We start from the raw sequence: 21,089 nt of genomic DNA on the forward strand, positions 1-21,089 counted from the left end.
CTGACATGTCGCGAATCGGACGTCTCCCGATCACCGTTCCCAGCGGCGTCGATGTGACCATCGACGGCGCCCGCATCTCCGTGAAGGGCCCCAAGGGCCAGCTGGAGCACACGCTGGCCGCGCCCATCACGGCCACCCTCGAGGAGGGGCAGGTCATCGTGGCCCGCCCCGACGACGAGCGTGAGTCCCGCTCCCTGCACGGTCTCTCCCGGTCCCTGATCAACAACATGGTGCTGGGCGTCACCGAGGGCTTCTCCAAGGCCCTCGAGGTCGTCGGCACCGGCTACCGCGTGCAGGCCAAGGGCCAGGACCTCGAGTTCGCCCTGGGCTACTCCCACCCGGTCCCCGTCACGTGCCCGGAGGGCATCACCTTCGCCGTCGAGGGCAACAAGGTGACCGTCTCCGGGATCGACAAGCAGAAGGTCGGCGAGACCGCCGCCAACATCCGCAAGCTGCGCAAGCCCGACCCGTACAAGGGCAAGGGCGTGCGCTACGCGGGCGAGCAGATCCGCCGCAAGGCCGGAAAGGCAGGTAAGTGATGTCTACTCTGAAGGTGAAGGGCAAGGGCAAGTTCAACGCCCGCACCCGCCGCCACCTCCGGGTGCGCAAGCGGATCTCCGGCACCACCGTCCGTCCCCGTCTCGTCGTCAACCGCTCCGCGCGCCACATGTTCGTGCAGGTCGTGGACGACACCCAGGGCCGCACCCTGGCGTACGCCTCCACGATGGAGGCGGACGTGCGCGGCCTGGAGGGCGACAAGACCGCCAAGGCCAAGCGGGTCGGCGAGCTCGTCGCCGAGCGCGCGAAGGCCGCCGGCATCGAGGCCGTCGTGTTCGACCGCGGCGGCAACAAGTACCACGGCCGTGTGGCCGCGGTGGCCGACGGCGCCCGAGAGGGAGGGCTGAAGCTGTGACCGAGACCAACAACGAGAAGGACACCCAGGTGAGCGAGACCACCGAGACCACCGTGTCCGAGACCTCCGCGGGCTCGGCCGGTCAGTCCACCGAGCGCAACGCGGGCGGCCGCGGCGGCCGTGACGGCGGCCGCGGTGGCCGTGACGGCGACCGTCGCGGCGGTCGCCGCGACGACCGCAACCGGCGCGGCGCCCAGGACGACGAGAAGGACCAGTTCCTCGAGCGCGTCGTGGCGATCAACCGCGTGTCCAAGGTCGTCAAGGGCGGCCGTCGGTTCTCCTTCACCGCCCTCGTGGTGGTGGGTGACGGCGACGGCACCGTCGGCGTCGGCTACGGCAAGGCCAAGGAGGTGCCCGCCGCGATCCAGAAGGCCGTGGAGGAGGCCAAGAAGTCCTTCTTCCGCGTGCCGCGCGTCGGCTCCACCATCCCGCACCTCGTGCAGGGTGAGGACGCCGCCGGCGTCGTCCTCCTGCGCCCGGCGTCCCCGGGCACCGGCGTGATCGCCGGCGGCCCGGTCCGCGCCGTCCTCGAGTGCGCGGGCATCCACGACGTGCTGTCGAAGTCCATGGGCTCCGTGAACGCGATCAACATCGTGCGCGGCACCGTGGACGCCCTCAAGCGTCTCGAGGAGCCCCAGGCCGTGGCCGCCCGCCGCGGCAAGGCCCTCGACGAGATCGCCCCCCATGCGATGCTGCGCACCATGGAGAACGATCGTGCCCAGAAGAGCGCGCAGAAGGCAGGTGCCTGATCATGGCTGAGCCCACCCGCAAGAACATCCAGCCCTCCGACGCCACCCTGGTGATCACCCAGACCCGCGGCGTCACGGGCTCCAAGCAGAACCATCGCGACACCCTGCGCTCGCTCGGCCTCAAGCGGATCGGCCACTCGGTCACCCGCACGGCCGACGCGGTGACCGTGGGCATGGTCAACACCGTGCCGCACCTGGTGTCCGTGGAGGAGGTCAACAATGGCTGACAACGACGCCATCAAGGTCCACGACCTGCGTCCGGCCCCGGGTGCCAAGACCGCCAAGACCCGCGTGGGTCGCGGCGAGGCCTCCAAGGGCAAGACCGCCGGTCGCGGCACCAAGGGCACCAGCGCCCGCTACCAGGTCCGCGCGGGCTTCGAGGGCGGCCAGCTGCCCCTGCACATGCGCCTGCCCAAGCTGCGGGGCTTCAAGAACCCGTTCCGCACCGAGTACCAGGTGGTCAACCTGGACAAGCTCTCGGCGCAGTTCCCCGAGGGCGGCGAGGTGTCCGTGGACGCGCTCGTGGCCAAGGGCCTGGTCCGCAAGGGCCAGCCCGTGAAGGTCCTCGGCGCCGGCGAGATCACCTCCGCGGTGCAGGTGAAGGCGCACGCCTTCTCCGCCTCCGCCGTCGAGAAGATCCAGGCCGCGGGCGGCTCGACCGAGACCGTCTGACCGCCTGGACCGCACTCACCAGGGCCCCCGGCCCGGGCTTCCGCCCGGCCGGGGGCCCTGGCCGTGTGTAGACTCGCACGGCGGGCCGGTCCGCCCGGACCGCTCCCCGGCGCCCTCCTCACGGGGGGAGTGCGCCCTCGACCCGACCCCCCCCTGCAGGAGGACACGTGTTCAAGGCCATCGCCCGGATCGCCCGGACGCCGGACCTGCGCCGGAAGATCCTGTTCACGCTCTCCCTGATCGCGGTGTACCGCCTCGGCGCGTTCGTCCCGTCCCCGGGAGTCGACTACGCCGCGGTGCAGACGTGCCTCGCCGCCGGGTCCACCTCGGGCGGCCTCTACTCGTTCGTGAACATGTTCTCCGGCGGCGCGCTCCTCCAGGTGTCGGTCTTCGCGCTGGGCATCATGCCGTACATCACCGCGTCGATCATCGTGCAGCTCCTGCGCGTGGTGATCCCCCGGTTCGAGCAGCTCCACCAGGAGGGCCCGCAGGGCCAGGCCACGCTCACGCAGTACACCCGCTACCTCACGATCGCCCTCGCGGTCCTGCAGGGGACCACGATGGCCTCCCTCGCCCGCACGGGCGCCCTGCTGAACTGCCAGCTGCCGCTGCTCCGGGACGACTCGATCGCCTCGGTGCTCATGGTCGTCCTGGTGCTCGTCACCGGCTGCGTGATCGTGATGTGGCTGGGCGAGCGGATCACAGAGCACGGCGTGGGCAACGGCATCTCGCTGCTGATCTTCGCCTCGATCGCCGCGTCCTTCCCCTCGGGCATCGCCCAGGTGTTCCAGACGCAGGGCTGGCGGGTGTTCGCGATCGTCATGCTCGTGGGCCTGCTGACGATGCTCGCGATCGTCTTCGTGGAGGAGTCGCAGCGCCGCATCCCCGTGCAGTATGCCAAGCGCCAGATCGGGACGCGGACGGTCGGCGGGTCCAGCACGTTCATCCCGATCAAGGTCAACATGGCCAACGTGATCCCGGTGATCTTCGCGTCCTCGGTGCTCATGCTCCCGGGCATCCTGATCCAGTTCAACACCCCCCAGGACGGCTCGGCGCCGCCGGCCTGGGTGAGCTTCCTGAGCACCTACTTCCAGGGCGGGGACCACCCCGTCTACATGGCCCTGTACCTGCTGATGATCATCGGCTTCACGTACTTCTACGTGTCCATCACGTTCAACCCGCAGGAGATCTCGGACAACATGAAGCGCTACGGCGGCTTCATCCCCGGGGTCCGCGCCGGACGGCCCACCGAGCGCTACCTGCAGTACGTCATCAGCCGCATCACGCTCCCGGGTGCGCTCTACCTGGGTATCGTGGCCATGATCCCGCTGATCGCCTTCGTGCTGATCGGCGCGAACCAGAACTTCCCGTTCGGAGGCACCTCGATCCTCATCATGGTCGGGGTGGGCCTGCAGACGGTGAAGCAGATCAGCGCCCAGATGGAGCAGCGCCACTACGAGGGCCTGCTGCGCTGAGCGCCGTCCCAGCCCGTCCACCCCGACAGTGAGGACCACACGATGACCCGCATGCTGCTGATGGGGCCCCCCGGCTCCGGCAAGGGCACCCAGGCCACCCGGATCGCCGACAAGCTGGGGATCGTCGCGATCTCCACCGGTGACATCTTCCGCCACAACGTCAAGAACATGACGGAGCTGGGCCAGGAGGCCAAGCGCTACATGGACGCCGGCGACTTCGTGCCGGACGAGGTGACCAACCGCATGGTCGCCGACCGCATCGCCCAGGCGGACGCCGCGAGCGGCTTCCTCCTGGACGGCTATCCGCGCACCGCGGGCCAGGTCGAGGCCCTCGACGCCATGCTGCGCGAGGCGGGCCTGGCGCTGTCCGCCGTCGTGGAGCTCGAGGTGCAGGACGCCGAGCTGGTGCAGCGCCTCCTCAAGCGCGCCGAGATCGAGGGTCGCGCCGACGACACGGAGGAGGTCATCCAGCACCGCCTCGACCTCTACCACCGGGAGACCGAGTCGGTCATCGAGTCGTACGCCGACCGCGGCATCGTGGCGCGCGTGGACGGCACGGGTCAGATCGACGACGTGACCGAGCGCGTCCTGCAGGCCGTGTACTCGGTGCGCGTGGCCACCGGGACCATGCCGGTCGTCACCCCGGACCAGCAGGCCTGACCGCGTGGTCGGCCGCCGCTCCCTGGAGCTGAAGACCACCCCCCAGCTGCAGAGCATGCAGCGTGCGGGGGTGGTCCTGTCCTCGGCACTGGACGCCGCGGTCGCCGCCGCAGCGCCCGGCGTCACCACCGCGGAGGTGGACGCGGTCTTCGCCCACGTCCTCGCCGAGCACGGTGCCACCTCGAACTTCCTCGGCTACCACGGCTTCCCCGCGTCCATCTGCGCGTCGGTGAACGAGGAGGTCGTCCACGGGATCCCGGGGGACCGGGTCCTGCAGCAGGGCGACGTCCTCAAGATCGACGGCGGCGCGATCGTCGACGGCTGGCACTCCGACTCGGCGCGCACGGTCATCCTCGGCTCGTCCGAGGCCGGCACGGCGGACCCGGAGGACGAGCGCCTCTCCGACATCACCCGGGCCGCCCTATGGGTCGGCATCGCCGCCTTCGCGTCGGCGAGGCACGTCGGCGAGATCGGCGACGCGATCGACGACTTCGTCACCGGGCAGGCGGGGGCCCCGCTGGGCATCCTCGAGGACTACGTGGGCCACGGGATCGGCTCCGCGATGCACCTGCCGCCCGACGTCTTCAACTACCGCACCGGCCATCAGGGCCCCAAGGTCCGGCCCGGCCTCGCCCTGGCGATCGAGCCGATGCTCGTGCGCGGGGGCATCGGGACCCGCACCCTGGAGGACGGGTGGACCGTGGTGACCACGGACGGCGCCCGCGCCAGCCAGTGGGAGCACACGGTGTGCCGGCACGCCGGAGGCGTGTGGGTGCTGTCCGCGCCCGACGGCGGTGCCGCCGAGCTCGCCCGGCACGGCGTCGTCCCCGTCCCTCCGGGGGAGTGACGCCGCCGCCGAGCGGCCGCCGCCCCGATGACGAGGTGGCCCGGCCCGCCCGGATGAGGTACCATCGAACGTTGACCGTGCCCGCTGCCCGTCGGGCGTCCCGGTGCGGTCGACCCCGTTCCCGTCGTGCGGCCGCCCCGTGTGCGCCGCACGGCATGACGATTGTGGAGGACATGGCTAAGAAGGAAGGTGTCATCGAGGTCGAGGGCACGGTCTCGGAGGCGTTGCCGAATGCGATGTTCCGAGTCCGTCTGCAGAACGAGCACGTCGTGCTCGCCACGATCTCCGGAAAGATGCGTCAGCACTACATCCGCATCCTCCCCGAGGACCGCGTGGTGGTGGAGCTTAGCCCCTACGACCTCAACCGGGGTCGCATCGTCTACCGCTACAAGTAAGAATCCCCGTCCAAGCGAACGCAGGAGGAGGAGCCGTGAAGGTTCAGCCGAGCGTGAAGCGGATTTGCGACAAGTGCCAGATCGTGCGCCGTCAGGGCCGCGTGCTGGTGATCTGCTCGAACCCGCGCCACAAGCAGCGCCAGGGCTGATCGCGTCCCCGGGGATCCGGGGGCCCGACGTCACGCGTTGACCACATCACAGAACCGGCCCACGAGGGTCGGACATCAGAGACAGCGCACCCTGACGGGTGCGAGACCTCCGGCCGCAGGGGCCGGGGACCGACGACGGCGACGCCGACGCCGCGGAGCACCACCGGACACTTCGCCGGTGCCGCGCGGGGCTCGCCGGGCCGCCCGCCGGCCGCGTCGCCGGGACGTCGCTGGTGCAGACCCCTGCTGCAGAAGGAATCAGGAGGACGGCCCATGGCTCGTCTTGCAGGCGTTGACATTCCGCGCGAGAAGCGCGTGATCATCGCACTCACGTACATCTACGGTGTGGGCAGGACCCGCGCTGAGGAGACCCTCGCGGCCACCGGGATCGACCGGGACATCCGCGTGAAGGACCTCTCCGACGAGCAGCTGGTGCAGCTGCGCGACCACATCGAGGGCAGCTACAAGGTGGAGGGCGACCTCCGCCGCGAGGTGGCCGCCGACATCCGCCGCAAGGTGGAGATCGGCTCCTACGAGGGCCTGCGCCACCGTCGCGGCCTTCCGGTGCGCGGCCAGCGCACGAAGACCAACGCCCGCACCCGCAAGGGCCCGAAGAAGACGGTCGCCGGCAAGAAGAAGTGATCTGCCGTCCGCGGTGACCCCGGCCCCGGCCGTGGGACCCGCGACGCCAGCACTCTCACCAGCAGCTTTCCCGCAAGGAGAACCCCATGCCCCCCAAGACCCGTTCTGCGGTCCGCAAGCCGCGTCGCAAGGACAAGAAGAACATCACCGTGGGCCAGGCCCACATCAAGAGCACGTTCAACAACACCATCGTGTCGATCACGGACACGACGGGCGCCGTCATCTCCTGGGCCTCGTCCGGCGAGGTGGGCTTCAAGGGCTCGCGCAAGTCGACCCCGTACGCCGCGCAGATGGCCGCCGAGCAGGCCGCCAAGCGTGCGCAGGAGCACGGCATGAAGAAGGTGGACGTCTTCGTGAAGGGCCCGGGCTCGGGCCGCGAGACCGCCATCCGCTCCCTCCAGGCCGCCGGCCTCGAGGTGGGGTCCATCCAGGACGTCACCCCCCAGGCCCACAACGGCGCTCGCCCCGCGAAGCGCCGCCGCGTCTGATCTGAGCGCTGTGTCCGCATCCGCCCCGCGCGGGGCGGGTGCGGACAGGTCGTCGACCTGACCCCACCCCCGTCCTCGTTTCCCCCCACCGCGTGCGTCATATGGCGGACGCTCGCCGAAAGGAAATGTCCGTGCTCATTGCACAGCGCCCCACGCTGACCGAAGAGGTCGTCTCCGACCGTCGCTCCCGGTTCGTCATCGAACCCCTCGAGCCCGGCTTCGGCTACACCCTCGGCAACTCCCTGCGCCGCACCCTGCTGTCCTCGATCCCCGGGGCCTCCGTGACCAGCATCCGCGTGGACGGCGTGCTCCACGAGTTCAGCACCGTCAACGGCGTGAAGGAGGATGTCACCGAGATCATCCTCAACATCAAGCAGCTCTCCGTCTCCTCGGAGAACGACGAGCCCGTGGTCGCGTACCTGCGCAAGCAGGGCGCCGGCGTCGTCACGGCCGCGGACATCACCGCGCCGGCCGGCGTCGAGATCCACAACCCGGACCTGCACATCGCGACGCTGAACGCGAAGGGCAAGTTCGACATGGAGCTGACCGTCGAGCGCGGCCGCGGCTACGTGACCGCCGCGCAGAACAAGTCCGCGGACCAGGAGATCGGCCGCATCCCGGTCGACTCCATCTACTCGCCGGTGCTGAAGGTGACCTTCAAGGTCGAGGCGACCCGCGTGGAGCAGCGCACCGACTTCGACCGCCTGATCCTGGACGTCGAGACCAAGGAGTCCATGGTCCCGCGTGACGCGGTGGCCTCCGCCGGCTCGACGCTCGTCGAGCTGTTCGGCCTGGCGCGTGCGCTGAACGAGGACGCCGAGGGCATCGATTTGGGCGACGAGCCCGCGCAGGCGGAGTCGTCGGCCGACCTCGCCCAGCCGATCGAGGACCTCGAGCTGACCGTGCGCTCGTACAACTGCCTCAAGCGCGAGGGCATCCACACCGTGGGTGAGCTCGTGGCCCGCTCGGAGGCCGACCTGATGGACATCCGCAACTTCGGTGCGAAGTCCATCGACGAGGTCAAGGAGAAGCTGTACGAGCTCGGCCTGTCCCTCAAGGACTCGCCGGCCGGCTTCGACCCCCAGGCGCACGCTCACCAGGACGACGACCCGTTCTCGGACTTCTGAGCCGCACCGCACCCCTGACATCTTCGACCCCGCGCCCGGAGCGGCGCCGGGTCCCACCCGAGGAGTAACACCATGCCCACCCCCACCAAGGGTCCGCGCCTGGGCGGCAGCCCGGCCCACGAGCGCATCATGCTGGCGAACATGTCCGCCCAGCTGTTCGAGCACAAGTCGATCACCACGACGCTCACCCGCGCCAAGCGCCTGCGCCCGCACGCCGAGCGCCTGATCACCATCGCCAAGAAGGGCGACCTGCCCGCCCGCCGCAAGGTGCAGGGCATCATCGCGGCGAAGTCGCGCACGAACAAGTCGATCGTGCACGAGCTGTTCACCGTGATCGCCCCGGCCATGGCCCATCGCAACGGCGGCTACACCCGCATCACCAAGATCGGCAACCGCCAGGGCGACAACGCCCCCATGGCCGTCATCGAGCTCGTGATGGAGCCCGTCTCCGGCCGTCAGGCCGTCGTGGCCGAGGCCGAGCGCGCCGCCGCGTCCGCCCCGGCGCAGGAGACCGCCCCGGTCCAGGAGTCGACCCCGGTCGAGGCCGTGGACCCGGCCGCCACCGAGGACGTCACGGTGGAGGAGTCCCGCGAGGCCGCCGCCGAGATCCCGGCCGCGCAGCCCACCAACGAGGACGGCTCCGCCCCCGAGGGCGCGTCCATCAAGGGCAACACCAGCTCGAAGAAGTACCACGTGCCCGGCTCGCGCTGGTACGACCAGACGACCGCCGAGGTTTGGTTCTCCACCGTCGAGGAGGCCAAGGCCGCGGGCTTCGAGCCCGCCGGCGGCGAGGCCGCCCAGAGGATCGCCGAGTGATCCGACGCCCGGCCGCCACGGCGGCCGGGCCGACGCGAGCGGGCCGTCATCCCACGGGGTGGCGGCCCGCTCGCGTGCGTGCGGGCGCGACGGGCACCTGGCCGGGCGGCTCCTACGATGGGGGACATGCCCGATTCCGCCGCCGACGTCCGCATCCGCCTCGACCTCGCCTACGACGGCGCCGGGTTCCGCGGCTGGGCCGCGCAGCCCGGTCTGCCGACGGTCCAGGGCGCGCTCGAGGAGGCACTCGAGCGGATCGTGCGGCGCCCGGTGCGCACGGTCGTGGCGGGGCGCACCGACGCCGGCGTCCACGCGCGCGGGCAGGTGGTGCACGCGGACCTCACGGCGGGGGAGTGGGAGGCGCTCGCCCGCGGGCGGGCCGGCGTCGACCCGGCCGAGGCCCTGCTGCGCCGGCTGGGCGGCGTGCTGGGGCCGTGGGACGGCGCCGTCGTCGTGCACGGGGTGCGGCGGGCCCCGGACGGGTTCGACGCCCGGTTCGGCGCCCTCTGGCGGGCCTACGAGTACCGGATCAGCGACCGTCCGCAGACCCGTGACCCGCTCACCCGGCACGGCGTCCACTGGCACGGGTCCCCGGTCGACGTGGTCCTCATGCAGGCCGAGGCCGACGTCCTCCTGGGCCTGCACGACTTCCTGTCCTTCTGCCGCCCTCGCGAGGGCGCGACCACGGTGCGGGAGGTCCTCGACGCGCGGGTCGAGCGCGGACCGGAGGGGCTCGTGACGGTGCGGCTGCGGGCGGACGCGTTCTGCCACTCCATGGTCCGGTCGATCGTGGGCGCGCTCCTGCAGGTGGGGGAGGGGCGACGGCCGCCGGGGTGGACGGCGGGGCGGCTGGCGGTCCCCGCGCGCGACTCGGAGGTGCGCCTCGCGCCGGCCCGCGGCCTCACGCTCGTGGAGGTCGCGTACCCGGAGGACCCCCGGGACCTGGCGGCCCGGGCCGAGGGGACCCGTGCCCGGCGTCCCGCCCTCGACGCCGGCTCCTGAGACCCCCCCCGTCCGTTTTGGACCGACATGGGCGGAGCCGGTAGCATGGGCGGACGTTGCGCATGCCCGCACCCGGATGCGTCGTGCCGCGAGTGGCTCAGTTGCATGGCCGTCATCTCGCGCCGCACCCCCGGGGCTCTCGGGCCCGGACGCCTTCCAGCCCTCACCTGGGGGACCGGCGCGCACGGAGAACTGAACAGCACGCCCCCGTCGGACTCACGCCCCGGCGTCGGCGGCTGTGACCGAACCGACCCTGAAGGCAGACAACGTGCGTACGTACACTCCCAAGCCTGGTGACGCCGACCGCCAGTGGCACATCATCGATGCCACGGACATCGTCCTCGGCCGCCTCGCCACCCACACCGCCACGCTCCTGCGCGGCAAGCACAAGCCGACGTTCGCCCCCCACATGGACATGGGCGACTACGTCATCATCGTGAACGCCGAGAAGGTGGCCCTCACCGGCTCCAAGCTCGAGAAGAAGCGCGCCTACCGCCACTCGGGGTACCCGGGCGGCCTGAAGTCCGAGTCCTACGCGGAGCTCCTCGAGAAGAACCCGGTCCGCGCCGTGGAGAAGGCCGTCAAGGGCATGCTCCCGAAGAACTCGCTGGCTGCCCAGCAGATGACCAAGCTGAAGGTGTACCGCGGTGCCGAGCACCCGCACGCCGCCCAGCAGCCCGCCACCTTCGAGATCGGCCAGGTCGCCCAGTGACCCTCGCGGTCGCCTGAGCAGACCTCTTCCAAGGAGAATCATGAGCATCAACCAGAACGACGACGTGGAGCTGACGAGCTACACCTCCGAGTCCTCCTCCGCCGCCGCCGACGCCCCCGCCGTCTCCGAGCGCCCGGCCCTGACCGTCCCCGGCTCCGCCGTGGGTCGCCGCAAGGAGGCCGTGGCCCGCGTGCGCCTCGTCCCCGGCTCCGGCCAGTGGACCCTCAACGGCCGCACCCTGGAGAACTACTTCCCCAACAAGCTGCACCAGCAGGAGGTCAACGACCCCTTCACCCTGCTGGAGCTCAACGGCGCGTACGACGTGATCGCCCGCATCCACGGCGGTGGCCCCTCCGGCCAGGCCGGCGCGCTGCGCCTGGGCATCTCCCGCGCGCTCAACGAGATCGATCGCGAGCACAACCGTCCCGCCCTCAAGAAGGCCGGCTTCCTCACCCGCGACGCCCGCGTCATCGAGCGCAAGAAGGCCGGCCTCAAGAAGGCCCGCAAGGCCTCGCAGTTCTCGAAGCGCTGATCCGCTCCGACGCCGGTCGGACCGCCTCCTGGGCGGCGCCCGTCCGTCGTCGCCCCCGTGGCCGGTCGCCCCTCTCCGGGGCGGCCGGCCACGGCCGTGTCCGGCGGTAGGATCGGAGGCGTCCGGACGACGTGGTCCGGGACGCAGACGACGAGGAGCCCCGATGGCGGAGAAGACCCCCGACGCCCCCCTGCCCGAGCACGAGCTGGAGGCCCCCGGCGAGGACCATCCCTTCGCGGTCACCCATGACTACGCCGCCGAGGTGGACGAGATCCGCGAGCTCGGGCGGACGCTGGGCGGGGACAGGGCGCTGCCGACCCCCGACCCGCAGGCCTGGCGTGAGGGGTACCCGTACAAGACGAAGCTCAGCCGCAAGAGCTACGAGCGCCGCAAGCGCGAGCTGCAGATCGAGCTGCTGAAGATGCAGCTGTGGGTCAAGGAGACCGGCCAGAAGGTGCTGATCATCTTCGAGGGCCGTGACGCCGCCGGCAAGGGCGGGGCCATCAAGCGCTTCAACGAGCACCTCAACCCCCGCGGTGCCCGGACCGTCGCCCTTGAGAAGCCGACGGACGCCGAGGCGTCCCAGTGGTACTTCCAGCGGTACATCCAGCACCTGCCCTCCGGCGGCGAGATCGTGATGTTCGACCGCTCCTGGTACAACCGCGCCGGCGTCGAGCGCGTCATGGGCTACTGCACGCCCCAGCAGTACCTCGAGTTCATGCGGGAGACCCCGGAGCTGGAGCGGATGCTCGTGAACTCCGGCACCCACATCATCAAGTTCTGGTTCTCCGTCTCCAGGAACGAGCAGCTGAACCGCTTCGCCGCGCGCGAGACCGACCCGGTGCGCCGCTGGAAGCTCTCGCCCACGGACCTGGCCTCCCTGGACAAGTGGGACGACTACACGAACGCCAAGGAGGCCATGTTCTTCTACACCCACACGGCCGACGCGCCGTGGACCGTGGTCAAGTCGAACGACAAGAAGCGGGCCCGCCTCGAGGCGATGCGCCACGTCCTGCACACCCTGCCGTACCCGAACAGGGACGAGCGGATCGTGCACGCCCCGGACCCGCGGATCTGCGCCCCGGCCGACGTGCTCTCCGAGGTGGACGAGTCCGCCGGCGGCTCCTTCCCGCGCGTGCGCTGAGCCGCGGGGGCCGACCGCCGGCCCACCCGACGACGGCGCCCCTCCCCGCGCGGGGAGGGGCGCCGTCGTCGTCCTGCCGGGCGGGCCGCGCTCAGCCGCCGGTGCGGCTGCGGTACTCCTTGTAGTTCTCGGTGTCGATCTCCGAGTCGTCGAAGAGGTTGTCCGCGCCGAAGCCCTCGGTCACGTGGTACTCGCCGGACTCGAGGGAGAGGCGGACGTCCTCGCGCAGCACGGGCAGCTTCGAGTAGAAGGCGTCGCCGCAGCAGCTCGTCTTCACGATGTCGCGGTGGCCGATGATGCGCGACGGCGGCAGCTCGTACTGCTGGCAGATGTAGGAGGCCAGCTTCACGAGCCCGGCGTAGAGGCTCTGCGGGGGCGGGTTGAGCATGTAGAAGCCCTCGCACTCGATCCCCAGGGCGTACGCGTTGAAGCCCAGGGCGTGCACGCCGAGCATGAAGTCCTGGCCGCCGTTCAGCGTGAACAGGGAGCCGTGGCGGCCCTCCAGCGGATAGCCGCCCCGCGACATCGTGAAGTGCTGGCCGGAGTCGCCCCATCCCTGGTTGATGTGCTGGCTCTGGACGCGCTGGGCGATGTCCACCGCGGCCTGACGGGAGCCGTCCGTGACGTTCGGGGTGGCCGTGTGGTGGATGACCAGGTACGAGGGACGCTCGTACAGCGTCTGCTGGTGGCCCTCGGGGATGCGCGCACCCCAGTCGATCGTGGAGAGGATCTCGGGCGCCTCCAGGCGGGGGGCCGCCGCGGTGGCCCCGTCCTCCTGGCCGGTGGCCGGGGCCGCGGACCCGTCGCCGTCGGCGCAGCCGGACACGACGCCGGCGATGGCGAGGCCGGCGCCGCCGAGCACGGCGCGGCGGGGCCACCGCGAGGAGGGGATCGGATGATCGGGCATGCAGGGGGTCCTTCAGATCGGAGCCGCGGGCGCGGCCCGCGAGGTGGTGACGGGACCGGCGGACGGTCGTCACCGGGGTGATCCTACCGGTCCCGATACGGGATCGTGACCTCCGGGGGCGGCCCTCCGGCCGTGGCGCCGGTACCGGAGCGGGGTGCGGATCGTAGACTCGGGCACCATGTCGAGATTGTTCGGAACCGATGGCGTCCGTGGCCTGGCCAACGAGACCCTCACAGTGGAGTTGTCCGTCCAGCTGGCCCAGGCGGCCGCGCCGGTGCTGGGGGCGGACGCGTTCGCCGCCGGCCGCCGGCCCGTGGCCGTGGTGGCGCGCGACCCCCGCATCAGCGGCCAGTTCATCAGCGCGGCCGTGCTGGCAGGGCTCGCGTCCTCGGGCGTGGACGTCTGGGACGCCGGCGTGCTCCCCACCCCGGCCGCGGCCTTCCTGGTGGGCGACCTCGGCGCGGACTTCGGCGTCATGATCTCGGCCTCCCACAACCCGGCGCCGGACAACGGCATCAAGTTCCTCGCCCGCGGCGGGCAGAAGCTCACCGACGAGCAGGAGGACGAGATCATCCAGCACCTGGAGGTGGAGCACCCGTTGCGCCCCACCGGCGCCGACGTGGGCCGTGTGCGCGTCTTCTCCGACGCGGAGGACCGCTACGTGGTGCACCTGCTGCAGACGCTGCCGCACCGCCTGGACGGGCTCACCGTGGTGCTGGACTGCGCGCACGGCGCGGCCTCCGGCTGCTCCCCGGACGCGTTCCGCGACGCCGGGGCCTCCGTGGTGGTCATCGGCGCGGAGCCGGACGGGCTGAACATCAACGAGGGCTGCGGCTCCACGCACCTGGAGCGCCTCCAGGAGGCCGTGCGTGCGCACGGGGCGGACCTCGGGATCGCCCACGACGGCGACGCCGACCGCTGCCTCGCGGTGGACGAGAACGGCGACGTCGTGGACGGGGACCAGATCATGGGGATCATGGCCCTGGCGCTCAAGGACCGCGGCGAGCTGCGCGACGACACCCTCGTGGTGACCGTCATGTCCAACCTCGGCCTGAAGCTCGCGATGCAGCGGGAGGGCGTCCGGCTGATGGAGACGCAGGTGGGCGACCGCTACGTCCTGGCCGGCATGAAGCTCGGCGACTACTCGCTCGGCGGCGAGCAGTCCGGCCATGTGATCTTCGCGGACCACGCCACCACCGGCGACGGCGTCCTGACCGGCCTGCAGCTGGCCGCCCGGGTGGCGCAGACCGGGACGCCCCTGTCGGGGCTCGCGGGCGTCATGGAGCGCCTGCCCCAGGTGCTGGTCAACGTGCGCGGCGTGGACAAGTCCCGCGCGGGGGAGGACGCCCAGGTGCAGGCCGCCGTGCTCCTGGCCGAGCAGCGGCTCGGGGAGACCGGGCGGGTGCTGCTGCGTCCCTCCGGCACCGAGCCCGTGGTGCGCGTAATGGTCGAGGCCCCGGACGAGGAGACGGCCCGTCGCGAGGCGGAGTCCCTGGCCGAGGTGGTCCAGCGCGAGCTGCGCCTGCACGACTGAGCCCGCCGGTCGAGCCCGCCGTGACCTCCTCCCCGCCTCCGCCTCCGCGGCCGCGCCGCTGGCCGCTGCTGGCCGCGCTCGCGGCCGCGATGGCGGCGCTCTGGATCCTCGCCCTGCTCGCGGTCCAGGCACCCACGTGCGAGCGGGACGGGTCGGTCGTGGACTGGCTGCCCTGCCTGGCCCAGGAGGAGGGCGGTCCGCGCTCGGGCTGAGCGCCCGGACGGACGACGGGCCCCGGTCCGCCTCGTGAGCAGGCGGGCCGGGGCCCGGGGGTGTGCGGGAGAGGGATCAGACGCGGGGGTCGGTGCCCGGGAGCGGGGCGCCGCCGCCGCGCTGGGCGGAGAGCAGGTCGCGGATCTCGGTCAGGAGCGCGACGTCCTCGGGGGTCTCCTCCGCCGTGGGGTCGATGCCGAGGCGGCGGTTGCGGCGCTCGATCATCGTGTTCATCGGCGCCACGATGAGGAAGTAGATCGCTGCGGCGACCAGGAGGAAGTTCACCAGCGCGGTGAGGACGACGCCGAACCTGATGTCGTTGCCGTTGAGGGTGACCAGACCGAACGAATCGACGTTCGGGGACTGGAACAGAGCGGAGATGAGCGGCATGATCACGGCCTCGACGAGCGCGGTGACGATCTTGCCGAAGGCGGCGCCGATGACCACGGCCACGGCCAGGTCGACGACGTTGCCCTTCATGATGAAGTCCTTGAATCCCTGAAGTATCGGACCAGTCCAGGTCCGGCAGAGGTTGACGCGGGCAGGAAGAGGCGTCTCCGACGTGTGATGTCCGCCACGCCCCCCCTGTCGGTCCGGAGCTCCGGTCACACCTTGCGCAGCAGCACGCGCGTGACCTCGTGCTGCTGGTTCTTCGTCAGCACGAGGCGCGCGCGGCTGCGCGTCGGCTGGACGTTCTGGACCAGGTTCGGTCCGTTGATGGCGTCCCAGATGGACTCGGCGGTGGCATGCGCCTCCGCGTCGGAGAGGCCGGCGTACCGGTGGAAGTAGGCCCCGGGGTCCTGGAACGCGCCCGAGCGCAGCCCCATGAACCGCTCCACGTACCACTGCCGGATCCAGTCGGCGCGGGCGTCCACGTACACGGAGAAGTCGAAGAAGTCGGAGACGGACAGCCCCGCCGTCCCGTCGGCCCGCACCCGCGGCGGGGCGAGGACGTTCAGGCCCTCCACGATCAGCACGTCGGGCCGGTGCACGGTCTGCCGCTCGCCCGCCACGATGTCGTAGGTGACATGGGAGTAGACGGGGGCGCTGACCTCGGGGACGCCGGACTTCACGTCCGCCATGAAGCGCAGCAGGGCGCGCCGGTCGTACGACTCGGGGAACCCCTTGCGGTCCATGATCCCGCGGGCGCGCAGCTCCGCGTTGGGATGCAGGAACCCGTCGGTGGTGATCAGCTCCACGCGGGGGGTGGACGGCCAGCGCCGCAGCATCTCCTGGAGCACGCGGGCGGTGGTGGACTTGCCCACCGCCACGGAGCCGGCCACGCCGATCACATAGGGGGTGCGCCCGGTGCGCTCGCCGAGGAAGTCGTTCGTGGCCCGGCGCAGGGCGCCCGAGGCCTCCACGTGGATCCCCAGGAGCCGGGACAGGGGCAGGTACACCTCGGCCACCTCGCGCAGGGACAGGGTCTCGCCGAGTCCCCGCAGCCGCTCCACGTCCGCCTGGTCGAACGGCTGGTCCAGCTGGTCCGCCAGCCGGGCCCACGTGGCGCGGTCCAGCTCCACGAAGGGCGAGGGGTGGGACTCGCCGACGCGGACGGCGGGGGCGGCGGCGCCTGGGAGTGCGGTGTCCATCACGGTTTCATCATGTCAGCATCGGCCCGAGCGCGGCGCATCGTCGTCGCGGGGGCGGTGCGTGACGCGTCCTCGTAGGATCGCGGTCATGCGTGTCCTCGTCACCGGCGGTGCCGGCTACCTCGGGTCCCACACCGTGACCACCCTGCTGGACGCCGGGCACTCCGTCCTGGTGCTGGACAGCCTCGTCTCCTCCTCCGAGGAGCCGCTGCGACGGGCCGCGCGGGTGTGCGGGGCGGAGCTCGGCGGGGACCGGCTCGACCTCGTGCGCGCCGACGTCCGCCGTCCCGCCGAGTACCGGGAGCGGGTGCTCGCGTGGCGCCCGGACGCCGTCGTGCACTTCGCGGGGCTGAAGTCCCCCACGGAGTCGCTCGCCGACCCGGGGGAGTACTACGCGGTCAACGTGGGCGGCACCGCGGAGCTCGCCCGGGTCACGGCCGACGCCGGCGTTCGGGTCCTGCTGTTCTCCTCCTCCGCCACGGTGTACGGGGACGACGCGCCCGTGCCCGTGGACGAGGACGCCCCGCTGGCGCCCGTGAGCCCCTACGGCCGGTCCAAGGCGATGGCCGAGCAGGTCCTCGCCGACGCCCATGCGGCCGCGCCGGCGCAGACCGTGGCCGTGCTGCGGTACTTCAACCCGGTCGGCGCGCACCCCTCCGGGCTGCTCGGCGAGGATCCGCTGGGGACCCCGGCGAACCTCATGCCGTTCGTCTCCCGCGTGGCGTCGGGGCAGTACGAGCAGCTGCAGGTCTTCGGCGCGGACTTCCCCACGCGGGACGGCAGCGCCGTGCGGGACTTCATCCACGTGATGGACCTGGCGGAGGCGCACGTGGCCGTGCTCGAGTGGATGGCCGCGCGGCCGGCCGGGGAGGCGGGCCTGCGCGTGTGGAACATCGGCCGCGGCGAGGGCGTGACCGTGTTCGAGATGGTCCGGGCCTTCGAGCAGGTCACCGGCCGGCGGGTGCCCCACCGCGTGGTGGGGCGCCGTCCCGGGGACATCGCCGAGTCCTGCGCGGACGTCGCCGCGATCGGCCGGGACGTCGGCTGGCGGGCCCGGCGGGACGTGACAGACATGGTCCGGGACCTGTGGGCCTGGCAGGCGGCCAACCCCGCCGGCTACCGCTGACCGCGCGTCGAGGACGAGCGGCGGATCCCCGGGAGCCGCGCCGTCGGTCGAGGTCCCCGGTGACCCGGTATCCTCGCTCCCATGTGTGGAATCGTCGGATACATCGGCCACCCGTCCGCGAGCCGTGAGCACGATGCTCTCGAGGTGCTCATGGAGGGCCTGCGCCGCCTGGAATACCGCGGGTACGACTCCGCGGGCGTCGCTGTCGTCGCGGACGGCGAGCTGCACCACCGGAAGAAGGCGGGCAAGCTGGCCAACCTGGCGGCCGAGCTCGAGGAGCGCCCCGTGCCCTCCGCGCAGGTGGGCATCGGCCACACCCGCTGGGCCACCCACGGCGGCCCCACGGACCTGAACGCCCACCCGCACACGGCGGACGAGGGTCGGCTGGCGATCATCCACAACGGGATCATCGAGAACTACGCCGAGCTGCGCGAGGAGCTGCTGGCCAAGGGCGTCGAGTTCCGCTCGGAGACGGACACCGAGGTGGCCGCCCACCTGCTGGCGGACGTCTACCGCACCGACGGCGAGCAGGACCTGACGCGCTCCCTGCAGCTGGCCTCGCGCCGCCTCGAGGGCGCCTTCACCATCCTCGCGGTGCACGTGGACCACCCCGACCGCGTGGTGGCCTCCCGCCGCAACTCCCCGCTCGTGGTGGGCGTGGGCGACGGTGAGAACTTCCTCGGCTCCGACGTCTCCGGCTTCATCGACTTCACCAAGGAGGCGATCGAGCTCGAGCAGGACCAGGTGGTGACCATCACGGCGGACTCGATCGAGATCACCGACTTCCAGGGCGAGGCGGCCGAGGGCAAGGCCTTCACCGTGGACTGGGACGCCTCCGCCGCCGAGAAGGGCGGCTTCGAGACCTTCATGGAGAAGGAGATCCACGACCAGCCGCAGGCCGTGCAGGACACCCTGCTGGGCCGCACGGACGCCTCCGGCGCCCTCGTGCTGGACGAGCTCCGGATCGACCCGGAGGAGCTCACGCAGGTCACCAAGATCATCGTGCTCGCGTGCGGCACCTCCGCCTACGCCGGCACGGTCGCCAAGTACGCGATCGAGCACTGGTGCCGCATCCCCGTGGAGGTCGAGCTCTCCCACGAGTTCCGCTACCGCGACCCGATCATCGACGAGGGCACGCTCGTGGTGTCCATCTCCCAGTCGGGCGAGACCATGGACACGCTCATGGCCGTGCGCTACGCCAAGGAGCAGGGCGCCCGCACCCTGTCCATCTGCAACACCAACGGGTCCACCATCCCGCGCGAGTCGGATGCCGTGCTCTACACGCACGCCGGCCCGGAGATCGCCGTGGCCTCGACGAAGGCGTTCCTGGCCCAGATCACCGCCGCCTATCTCCTGGGCCTGTACCTGGCGCAGCTGAACAAGAAGCTGTTCAGCGGCCAGATCAAGGACATCCTGGCCGACCTCGGTGAGATCCCCGGGAAGATCCGCGAGATCCTCGACGGGGCCGAGGACGTCAAGGAGCTCGCCCGCTCCATGGCCGACGCCACCTCCGTGCTGTTCCTGGGCCGCAACCTCGGGTTCCCGGTGGCCATGGAGGGCGCGCTCAAGCTCAAGGAGCTCGCCTACATCCACGCCGAGGGCTTCGCGGCGGGCGAGCTCAAGCACGGTCCCATCGCCCTGATCGACGACGGCCAGCCCGTCTTCGTCGTGATGCCGTCACCGATGGACCGCCACTCGCTGCACGCCAAGGTGGTCTCCAACATCCAGGAGGTCCGGGCCCGCGGCGCCCGCACCTTCGTCGTGGCCGAGCGCGGCGACCAGGCGGTCCGCCGGCACGCCGAGGTGGTCTTCGAGGTGCCCGAGACCCAGCCGGTGCTCATGCCGCTGCTCACCACGGTCCCGCTGCAGATCTTCGCGCTGGAGCTCGCCTCCGCGAAGGGCTACGACGTCGACCAGCCGCGCAACCTGGCCAAGTCCGTCACCGTGGAGTGACTCCGCGCCGATGCGCCGCGCCCGACGCCCCCCGCCGTTGCCGGCGGGGGGCGTCGTCGCGTCCGGGGCATGGGGCCCCGCGGGACGACGCTAGGGTGATGCCCATTACACCGCACTCCTCGAGCAAGGACACCCCCATGCACCCCTCCCGCCGGACCGTCACGCGCGGCCTCGCCGCGTCCCTCGCCGGACTCGCCCTGCCCGCCATCGGGGCCCCCACGGCCCTCGCTGCCCCGCGCGCCGTGACGGCCGACCCCCGCACCGCCCGGGTGCAGGCCGCCCTCGACGCCCTGGTGGCGTGGCCCGTCGTCGGGGCGGTCGGGGCGTTCGTCGCGGACGGGCGGGTGGTGGAGCTGGCCGCCGGCCGGCGCTCGGCCGCCTTCTCCGCCCCGGCCCGCCCCTCGTCCGTGGCCCGGGTGGCCAGCGTGACCAAGGCGATGACCGCCACCGTCGCCTTCCAGGAGATCGAGCGGGGGACCCTGCGGCTCGACTCGACCATCGGCGAGGTCCTGCCCGGCCTGTGGCCTGGACGCGAGGACGTGACCCTGGGCCAGCTGCTGAACCACACCTCCGGCATGCCGGACGCGATCTGGGTGCTGCTGCGGCATCGGGCCCTGTGGGACCTGCCCCTCGAGGACGTCCAGGAGATGGTGGCCCGGCACTACGGGCTGCGCGAGCTCGTGGAGATCGCCCGGCAGGACGCGTGGTGGTTCGAGCCGGGCACGGCGTGGGGCTACTCCAACACGGGCTACGTGGTGGCCCAGCTGATGGTGGAGGCCGTCACCGGCCGACCGCTGGCGAGGCTCATCCGCGAGCGCGTCTTCCGGCCGGCCGGCATGCACCGGTCCCGCCTCGAGGAGGGGACGCTGGTGCGCGGCGCGGAGATGGAGGACGCCGCGGTCCGGCCGGGGGAGACCGCCCGCTTCACCACCCTGGACCAATCCGTGTTCGCGGGAGCGGCCGCCGTGATCGCCACCGCCGGGGACGTGGTGCGCTTCTACCGTGCGCTCATGCAGGGCCGACTGGTGTCCCCGGCGTCGGTGGACCGGATGATCACCCCGGTCGGCGCGGCGGTCCCCGCCGGCTACGGGTACGGGATCTTCCTCGTTCCCGATCCGGCGCGGCCCGGAGGCCTCCTCTACGGGCACGACGGCGGCGGCTTCGGCTCCGCCTCCCTCGCCCTGGCCAGCCGTGACGGCGAGCGCGCGATGGCCTTCACGTTCGTGGGTCGCCCGTACTGGGAGGCCGGGGCCGCGGAGGTCTGGGAGCGCCAGCTGGCCGTGTTCCGCGCGGCGGTGGCGCTGCCGGGCGGCGTCGGATCGGGACGCGGCCCGGCCGGGGGCCTGGGACGCGGCGGAGGAGGGGCGGGCCGCCTCGGGTGAGCCGGGGGCGGGCGGTGTCCGCCCACTAGACTCGGGGGGACTGCGCGCCCGAACGCGGC

General features: G+C 71.8%; 26 protein-coding genes. 23 read left to right on the forward strand and 3 right to left on the reverse strand.

The annotated features are described in order from the left end of the window. Positions 1-5: 5 nt before the first annotated feature. From rplF to ppk2, 18 genes are all read left to right on the forward strand, one after another. Entirely contained in the window at positions 6-539 is a 534-nt protein-coding gene (gene rplF, locus BJ976_RS02555; RefSeq protein ID WP_135028757.1) for a 50S ribosomal protein L6, read from the forward strand. Then, the gene (rplR, locus tag BJ976_RS02560; RefSeq protein WP_135028755.1) at positions 539-913 is read left to right on the forward strand and encodes a 50S ribosomal protein L18; all 375 of its coding nucleotides are present in this window, start codon (positions 539-541) and stop codon (positions 911-913) included. The genes rplF and rplR overlap by 1 nt, the downstream gene beginning before the upstream one ends. Then, positions 910-1,662 carry a 30S ribosomal protein S5 gene (rpsE, locus tag BJ976_RS02565; RefSeq protein WP_135028753.1) on the forward strand — a complete coding sequence of 251 codons (753 nt, stop codon included), beginning with the start codon at positions 910-912 and terminating at the stop codon, positions 1,660-1,662. The genes rplR and rpsE overlap by 4 nt, the downstream gene beginning before the upstream one ends. A gap of 2 nt (positions 1,663-1,664) precedes the next feature. Beyond that, a complete protein-coding gene (rpmD, locus tag BJ976_RS02570) occupies positions 1,665-1,889 on the forward strand; it encodes a 50S ribosomal protein L30 (RefSeq protein WP_135028751.1) in 225 nt (74 codons plus the stop codon). Continuing rightward, a complete protein-coding gene (gene rplO, locus BJ976_RS02575) occupies positions 1,882-2,334 on the forward strand; it encodes a 50S ribosomal protein L15 (protein WP_135028749.1) in 453 nt (150 codons plus the stop codon). The genes rpmD and rplO overlap by 8 nt, the downstream gene beginning before the upstream one ends. Before the next feature lie 167 nt (positions 2,335-2,501). Continuing rightward, positions 2,502-3,809, forward strand: coding sequence for a preprotein translocase subunit SecY (secY, locus tag BJ976_RS02580; protein ID WP_135028747.1), 1,308 nt, complete (start codon positions 2,502-2,504; stop codon positions 3,807-3,809). Between the two features lie 42 nt (positions 3,810-3,851). Continuing rightward, positions 3,852-4,469, forward strand: coding sequence for an adenylate kinase (locus BJ976_RS02585; protein WP_135028745.1), 618 nt, complete (start codon positions 3,852-3,854; stop codon positions 4,467-4,469). 4 nt (positions 4,470-4,473) lie between these two features. Continuing rightward, entirely contained in the window at positions 4,474-5,316 is an 843-nt protein-coding gene (gene map, locus BJ976_RS02590; protein ID WP_135028743.1) for a type I methionyl aminopeptidase, read from the forward strand. A gap of 173 nt (positions 5,317-5,489) precedes the next feature. Further along, entirely contained in the window at positions 5,490-5,711 is a 222-nt protein-coding gene (gene infA, locus BJ976_RS02595; RefSeq protein ID WP_010080397.1) for a translation initiation factor IF-1, read from the forward strand. A gap of 35 nt (positions 5,712-5,746) precedes the next feature. Beyond that, positions 5,747-5,860, forward strand: coding sequence for a 50S ribosomal protein L36 (gene rpmJ, locus BJ976_RS02600; protein ID WP_135028741.1), 114 nt, complete (start codon positions 5,747-5,749; stop codon positions 5,858-5,860). Positions 5,861-6,133: 273 nt separating this feature from the next. Beyond that, positions 6,134-6,502 carry a 30S ribosomal protein S13 gene (gene rpsM / locus BJ976_RS02605; RefSeq protein ID WP_135028739.1) on the forward strand — a complete coding sequence of 123 codons (369 nt, stop codon included), beginning with the start codon at positions 6,134-6,136 and terminating at the stop codon, positions 6,500-6,502. Between the two features lie 86 nt (positions 6,503-6,588). Next, complete coding sequence (gene rpsK / locus BJ976_RS02610; protein ID WP_135028737.1) at positions 6,589-6,990, forward strand: 30S ribosomal protein S11; 402 nt, start codon at positions 6,589-6,591, stop codon at positions 6,988-6,990. Positions 6,991-7,121: 131 nt separating this feature from the next. After that, the gene (locus BJ976_RS02615) at positions 7,122-8,117 is read left to right on the forward strand and encodes a DNA-directed RNA polymerase subunit alpha (protein ID WP_135028735.1); all 996 of its coding nucleotides are present in this window, start codon (positions 7,122-7,124) and stop codon (positions 8,115-8,117) included. Positions 8,118-8,189: 72 nt separating this feature from the next. Continuing rightward, positions 8,190-8,933, forward strand: coding sequence for a 50S ribosomal protein L17, sunset domain variant (gene rplQ / locus BJ976_RS02620; protein ID WP_135028733.1), 744 nt, complete (start codon positions 8,190-8,192; stop codon positions 8,931-8,933). A 126-nt stretch (positions 8,934-9,059) separates the two neighbouring features. Further along, a complete protein-coding gene (truA, locus tag BJ976_RS02625) occupies positions 9,060-9,935 on the forward strand; it encodes a tRNA pseudouridine(38-40) synthase TruA (protein ID WP_135028731.1) in 876 nt (291 codons plus the stop codon). Between the two features lie 268 nt (positions 9,936-10,203). Next, positions 10,204-10,647 (forward strand): 50S ribosomal protein L13, encoded by a 444-nt coding sequence (gene rplM / locus BJ976_RS02630; RefSeq protein WP_135028728.1) that lies wholly within the window; start codon positions 10,204-10,206, stop codon positions 10,645-10,647. Between the two features lie 40 nt (positions 10,648-10,687). Then, the gene (gene rpsI, locus BJ976_RS02635) at positions 10,688-11,179 is read left to right on the forward strand and encodes a 30S ribosomal protein S9 (protein WP_135028726.1); all 492 of its coding nucleotides are present in this window, start codon (positions 10,688-10,690) and stop codon (positions 11,177-11,179) included. 163 nt (positions 11,180-11,342) lie between these two features. Beyond that, positions 11,343-12,323 (forward strand): polyphosphate kinase 2, encoded by a 981-nt coding sequence (gene ppk2 / locus BJ976_RS02640; RefSeq protein WP_229667422.1) that lies wholly within the window; start codon positions 11,343-11,345, stop codon positions 12,321-12,323. Positions 12,324-12,414: 91 nt separating this feature from the next. On the opposite strand, the gene BJ976_RS02645 is transcribed toward ppk2, so the two are convergent. Beyond that, a complete protein-coding gene (locus BJ976_RS02645) occupies positions 12,415-13,230 on the reverse strand; it encodes a peptidoglycan recognition protein family protein (protein WP_135028724.1) in 816 nt (271 codons plus the stop codon). A 178-nt stretch (positions 13,231-13,408) separates the two neighbouring features. On the opposite strand from BJ976_RS02645, the gene glmM reads away from it, so the two are divergent. Both glmM and BJ976_RS02655 read left to right on the forward strand, forming a co-directional pair. Then, positions 13,409-14,764: a phosphoglucosamine mutase gene (gene glmM / locus BJ976_RS02650; RefSeq protein ID WP_184231809.1), complete on the forward strand. Its 1,356-nt coding sequence runs from the start codon at positions 13,409-13,411 to the stop codon at positions 14,762-14,764. Between the two features lie 20 nt (positions 14,765-14,784). Further along, a complete protein-coding gene (locus BJ976_RS02655; RefSeq protein ID WP_135028720.1) occupies positions 14,785-14,976 on the forward strand; it encodes a hypothetical protein in 192 nt (63 codons plus the stop codon). A gap of 76 nt (positions 14,977-15,052) precedes the next feature. Here the strand turns inward: BJ976_RS02655 and mscL are convergent, their stop codons facing one another. Both mscL and coaA read right to left on the reverse strand, forming a co-directional pair. After that, on the reverse strand, positions 15,053-15,484 hold the full coding sequence (mscL, locus tag BJ976_RS02660) for a large conductance mechanosensitive channel protein MscL (protein ID WP_135028915.1): 432 nt from the start codon (positions 15,482-15,484) through the stop codon (positions 15,053-15,055). Positions 15,485-15,582: 98 nt separating this feature from the next. Then, positions 15,583-16,569, reverse strand: a complete 987-nt coding sequence (gene coaA / locus BJ976_RS02665) for a type I pantothenate kinase (protein ID WP_135028914.1) — start codon at positions 16,567-16,569, stop codon at positions 15,583-15,585. 88 nt (positions 16,570-16,657) lie between these two features. Here coaA and galE point away from each other — a divergent pair, with 88 nt between their 5' ends. From galE to BJ976_RS02680, 3 genes are all read left to right on the forward strand, one after another. Then, positions 16,658-17,695 (forward strand): UDP-glucose 4-epimerase GalE, encoded by a 1,038-nt coding sequence (gene galE, locus BJ976_RS02670; RefSeq protein ID WP_135028718.1) that lies wholly within the window; start codon positions 16,658-16,660, stop codon positions 17,693-17,695. A gap of 81 nt (positions 17,696-17,776) precedes the next feature. Next, positions 17,777-19,648, forward strand: a complete 1,872-nt coding sequence (glmS, locus tag BJ976_RS02675; RefSeq protein WP_135028716.1) for a glutamine--fructose-6-phosphate transaminase (isomerizing) — start codon at positions 17,777-17,779, stop codon at positions 19,646-19,648. Positions 19,649-19,785: 137 nt separating this feature from the next. Then, positions 19,786-21,030, forward strand: a complete 1,245-nt coding sequence (locus tag BJ976_RS02680; protein WP_167736899.1) for a serine hydrolase domain-containing protein — start codon at positions 19,786-19,788, stop codon at positions 21,028-21,030. The last annotated feature ends 59 nt before the right edge of the window (positions 21,031-21,089 follow it).

It is taken from the genome of Micrococcus flavus, assembly GCF_014204815.1.
GTDB classification, from domain to species: Bacteria; Actinomycetota; Actinomycetes; order Actinomycetales; family Micrococcaceae; genus Micrococcus; species Micrococcus flavus.